Source organism: Streptomyces sp. S3(2020) (genome assembly GCF_013044505.1).
GTDB lineage: Bacteria > Actinomycetota > Actinomycetes > Streptomycetales > Streptomycetaceae > Streptomyces.
Genome location: NZ_JABERD010000416.1, coordinates 1 through 3,734, shown reverse-complemented (window position 1 = coordinate 3,734; position 3,734 = coordinate 1). Strand labels below are relative to the sequence as shown.

4 protein-coding genes and 1 pseudogene are annotated in these 3,734 nt (G+C 72.3%); 3 read left to right on the top strand and 2 right to left on the bottom strand.

Features of this window, described 5'->3' with window-relative positions; translation table 11 throughout:
• The first annotated feature begins 225 nt into the window (after positions 1-225).
• Both HLK59_RS48865 and HLK59_RS48860 read left to right on the top strand, forming a co-directional pair.
• On the top strand, positions 226-1,287 hold the full coding sequence (locus HLK59_RS48865) for an adenosine deaminase (protein WP_171148146.1): 1,062 nt from the start codon (positions 226-228) through the stop codon (positions 1,285-1,287).
• A gap of 18 nt (positions 1,288-1,305) precedes the next feature.
• Positions 1,306-1,989 carry a glycerophosphodiester phosphodiesterase gene (locus HLK59_RS48860; protein WP_171148145.1) on the top strand — a complete coding sequence of 228 codons (684 nt, stop codon included), beginning with the start codon at positions 1,306-1,308 and terminating at the stop codon, positions 1,987-1,989.
• A gap of 193 nt (positions 1,990-2,182) precedes the next feature.
• Here the strand turns inward: HLK59_RS48860 and HLK59_RS48855 are convergent, their stop codons facing one another.
• The gene (locus HLK59_RS48855; RefSeq protein ID WP_171148144.1) at positions 2,183-2,776 is read right to left on the bottom strand and encodes an NAD(P)-binding domain-containing protein; all 594 of its coding nucleotides are present in this window, start codon (positions 2,774-2,776) and stop codon (positions 2,183-2,185) included.
• A 32-nt stretch (positions 2,777-2,808) separates the two neighbouring features.
• Here HLK59_RS48855 and HLK59_RS48850 point away from each other — a divergent pair, with 32 nt between their 5' ends.
• Entirely contained in the window at positions 2,809-3,210 is a 402-nt protein-coding gene (locus HLK59_RS48850) for a helix-turn-helix domain-containing protein (RefSeq protein ID WP_171148147.1), read from the top strand.
• Here the strand turns inward: HLK59_RS48850 and HLK59_RS48845 are convergent.
• A pseudogene (locus HLK59_RS48845) lies at positions 3,155-3,734 on the bottom strand (sigma-70 family RNA polymerase sigma factor); the annotation flags it as partial. The gene HLK59_RS48850 and the pseudogene HLK59_RS48845 overlap by 56 nt on opposite strands.

Genomic DNA, 3,734 nt, shown 5'->3' with positions numbered 1-3,734 from the left:
CGACAGCCGGAAGCCGACGGAGTCGACCCGTGCGCCTCGCCTTCCGGCTGTCGCGCCTCGTCGGACATGCTCGGGACCCCCTCCGTCGTATGCCCGTCATGCTACGACCAGCGCCCCTGCCCCCGCCCTGGCGGCCTACGATGATCCCCGAGTCATCGATCAGCCGATCACCCGCGCCCACCGCACGCCGCACGCCGGCCGAGGGCGCCGTTCCGGGGAGGAACCTTGACCGAGCACCTCATCGACCCCAGCGTCCCGCGCGACCTGCACGCCTTCATCGCCTCGCTGCCCAAGGCCGAACTGCATGTCCACCACGTCGGCTCCGCCTCCCCCCGGATCGTCTCCGAACTGGCCGCCCGCCACCCCGACTCGAAGGTCCCCACCGACCCCGAGGCCCTGGCGGACTACTTCACGTTCACGGACTTCGCCCACTTCATCGACGTGTACCTGTCCGTCGTGGACCTGATCCGCACACCGGAGGACGTACGCCTGCTGACGTACGAGGTGGCCCGCGACCTGGCCCGGCAGCAGGTGCGCTACGCCGAGCTGACCATCACGCCGTACTCCTCGACCCGCCGCGGCATCGACGAGCGCGCGTTCATGGACGCGATCGAGGACGCCCGCAAGGCGGCGGAGGCCGAGTTCGGGACCGTGCTGCGCTGGTGCTTCGACATCCCCGGCGAGGCGGGCCTGGAGGCCGCCGAGGAGACCGTACGGCTCGCCACCGACGACCGCGTCCGCCCCGAGGGCCTCGTCTCCTTCGGGCTCGGCGGGCCCGAGATCGGCGTACCGCGGCCGCAGTTCAAGCCGTACTTCGACCGCGCGATCGCGGCGGGCCTGCACTCGGTGCCGCACGCCGGGGAGACGACCGGCCCGGAGACGGTGTGGGACGCGCTGACCCACCTGCGCGCCGAGCGCATCGGCCACGGCACCAGCTCGGCACAGGACGAGAAGCTGCTCGCCCATCTCGCCCAGGAGCGGATCGCCCTGGAGGTGTGCCCGACCTCCAACATCGCCACGCGCGCGGTGGACCACCTCGACGAGCACCCGATCAAGGAGTTCGTGAAGGCCGGTGTCCTCGTCACCGTCAACTCCGACGACCCGCCCATGTTCGGCACCGACCTGAACAACGAGTACGCCGTCGCCGCCCGTCTCCTCGACCTGGACGAGCGCGGCCTGGCCGACCTCGCCAAGAACGCGATCGGGGCGTCGTTCCTCGACGAGCCGGGCAAGGCCCGTATCAAGGACGAGATCGACACGTACACGACGGCTTGGCTCACGCCCTGACGCCACCACAATGGGCCCATGCAGAAGCTGACCGCAGTGGCCCATCGCGGCGACCCCTACCGCGTCCGTGAGAACACGCTCGACTCCGTGCGTTCCGCGCTCGAACTGGGCGCGGACGCCGTCGAGATCGACGTACGCCTCACCCGGGACGGCGTCCCCGTGCTGCTGCACGACCACACGCTGAAGCGGCTGTGGGCGCACGACCGGCCGATCGGGTCCCTGTCGGCGGACGAGGTACGCGGCCTCACGGACGGCGGAGTGCCGACTCTGGCCGAGACGCTGGCGGTGGCCGAAGGGGCCCGGCTGATGATCGACCTGCCGGGCACACCGGATGTGGAGGCGGCCCGCCGGGTCGTCGACGCCGTACGGGAGGGCGGGGCCGAGGACCGCGTGTACTACTGCGCGGGCGCCCCCGCCATGCTCGCCGTACGCGCCGCCGACCCGGCCGCCGAGATCGCCCTGACCTGGACGTCGCTGGCCCCACCGCGCCCCGCGCTGCTGGACGCGGTGCGTCCGCGCTGGCTCAACTACCGCTTCGGGCTGGTCGACAAGCCCCTCGCCGAACGCGTCCACCGCGACGGCTGCCTCGTCTCCGTCTGGACCCCCGACACGGTCCGCTCGATGCGCCGTCTCATCGCGGCGGGCGTCGACTCGATCACCACGAACCGCGTCGACACCCTCTGCGCCCTGCGCGACGGCTAGGGCGCTTCTGACGGCTCTTGGTCGGCCTCCGGGCGACCGGTCCGCCCGACGCGCAGGCGATCGCGCCCCCGCTCCAGAAGCGCCCTAGGGCCGGTCCGGCGGACCATTCCGGCGCCGCGGGGGCCGGTACACGTATCCGCCGCGTCGCCGCCGCACGCACCGGATCCCGCCCGATCCGCTCCACGGGACCGGCTCAGGCCCACTGGAGCGGGGGCGCGATCGCCTGCGCGTCCGCTCCCTCTCCCACCCACAGCCCGATCAGCAGCGCCGCCGTCGCCTCCACCAGCCCGGCCCGGTCCAGTCCGCCGGCGTTCAGCGGCACACAGCCGAGGTCGCGCACGAGTCGTCGTACGACATCCAGGGCCCCCTCGTCGTCCCCGCACAGCGGCACGGCCAGCGGGCGGCCGTCGAAGACCGGCGGGGTCAGACGCCAGACGTCCTCGTGGCAGAGGTTGAAGGCCTTGACCACCCGAGAGGCCGGTGCGGCGGCCGCGATCCGTTCGGCGGCCGACGGGCCGCCCGCCGTGAGCAGTCTGAAGCCGGGGTGGCCCACCGGGTTGGTGCAGTCGATCAACACCTGTCCGCGCAGCACCTCTTCGAGGTCCGTCACCACCCCCACCACCGCCTCGTAGGGCACCGCGAGCAGCACCGCGTCCGACCCGAACGCGGCCGCTTCCCGCACCCCTCCCTGTGACCGGCTCCCGGCCACCACCTCGTGCCCGGCCCGCCGCCACCGCGTGCCCAGCGCGTCCGCCATTCCGCCCGTTCCGAGAATCCCTATCCGCATGGGACAGGACTGTAGGAAGCCGCTCGGGCACCATTCGGTACGTGACGTACCTCGCCGACTGCCGCGCCCGTCTCGCCTTCGACCTGCTCTCCCACACCTGGAACGCCGTGGTGCTGTGGGCGTTGCGGGACGGGCCCGTGCGCCATGGGGAGCTCAGGGACCGTATCGGCGGTATCAGCCAGAAGGTGCTCACCGAGACGCTGCGCCGGCTGGAGTTCAACGGGCTCGTCCACCGCCGCGCGTCCGGGGGAACCCGTGTCGCGTACGAACTCACCGGCCTGGGACGGACTTTGCTCGCCCCGATCGACGCCTTCGGCGCCTGGGCCTTCGAGCACGGCGACGAGGTGATGGAGGCTCAGGACCGCTACAACAGACCGGCTACACCCGGGAGCGCTGGGACACCGTCGCCGGATCGGCGGGGCTCTCACGGGTGACGTACTGCGGTACCGGCGCGGTGTCCTTGCCGTTGTCGCGGACCAGCCCGTAGCGGACCGCGCCCTGCGGGGGGCCGTAGCGGACGTCCTCCTCGGCCGCCTCCCAGGTGGAGGGGAAGACGATGAGGCCGTAGTCGGCGCCGCGTTCGTTCTGGTTGAGGGTGACGGTGCCGTCGAGGTAGAAGTACTCGTTCTGCCACATCTGCTGGGCGCCGTCGGGCAGCACCGTGTAGCCGATCGCGGGGCCGCCCATACCCGAGGTGCCGGTGTCGTCGGCGTCGTCCATACGGCGGCCGCCGCCGGACGCGACGTGGAAGAGCTCGCCCTTGAGGCCCGTCCAGGTCGGCATGACCAGCCCGCCGGGGCGTGACTGCGGGGAGATCTGCCAGCGGACCAGGACATAGCCCTGACCGCTGAGCGTCACCTTCTCGCCGCGGTGCTGCATGACGGCCTTGGCGCCCCAGGTGCTGGTGATGCCGGACTCGGGGCGGTGCGGCAGGGGGGCGGGCTCGGCGGCAGGGTCG